This is a genomic window from Paenalcaligenes sp. Me52 (assembly GCF_050487965.1).
Classification (GTDB): Bacteria; Pseudomonadota; Gammaproteobacteria; order Burkholderiales; family Burkholderiaceae_B; genus Paenalcaligenes.
In genome coordinates this window covers 1-530 of the sequence record NZ_JBKQFO010000065.1, presented here as the reverse complement: position 1 = coordinate 530, position 530 = coordinate 1, and the positions used below count along the sequence as shown (strand labels likewise).

Here is a 530-nt window from a genome sequence, read left to right as displayed (position 1 = left end):
GACTGACGCTGCCGCTTCGCCATCCTTCAGGGCTGCACGACAGCGCCACGGAAGCCGTATGGGGGCTGAACACCGCATACAGCGTGGTGGAAAAAAGCGTCACCACGCGGGACTACAACTACCGTGAAGCCACGGCGGAAATGACCACAGGCCAGCATGACGCCACCGGGGGCGATAAAACCACCTACGGCGAAGCCTATCACTATGCCGACAACTTCCTGCAAAAAGGCGATAAAGAGGTAGCGGAAAGCGGCGCGTTTTACGCCCGTATCCGTCACGAACGTTACCTGAATGAACAGGCCATTCTTAAAGGCCAGAGCACCAGTTCACTGCTGATGCCGGGGCTGGAAATCAGGGTTCAGGGCGACGACGCGCCAGCGGTGTTCCGCAAGGGCGTGCTGATTAGCTGCTTGACGGCCTGCGCGGCGCGTGTCCGCTGCTATGAACTGACGTTCTCGGCGAGACCGTCCTCAGAGCGCTAGGGCTACCGCCCGGCGCTTATACCACGCCCGGTGATGGCCGGCAGGCTC

The 530-nt window shown here is 61.1% G+C and carries 1 protein-coding gene; it reads left to right on the top strand.

The window, feature by feature from the left end; all coding sequences use genetic code 11:
• Positions 1–482 (top strand): contractile injection system protein, VgrG/Pvc8 family (locus ACLO87_RS17010; RefSeq protein ID WP_430224373.1); only part of this gene is annotated, 482 nt, incomplete at its 5' end.
• Positions 483–530 lie beyond the last annotated feature (48 nt).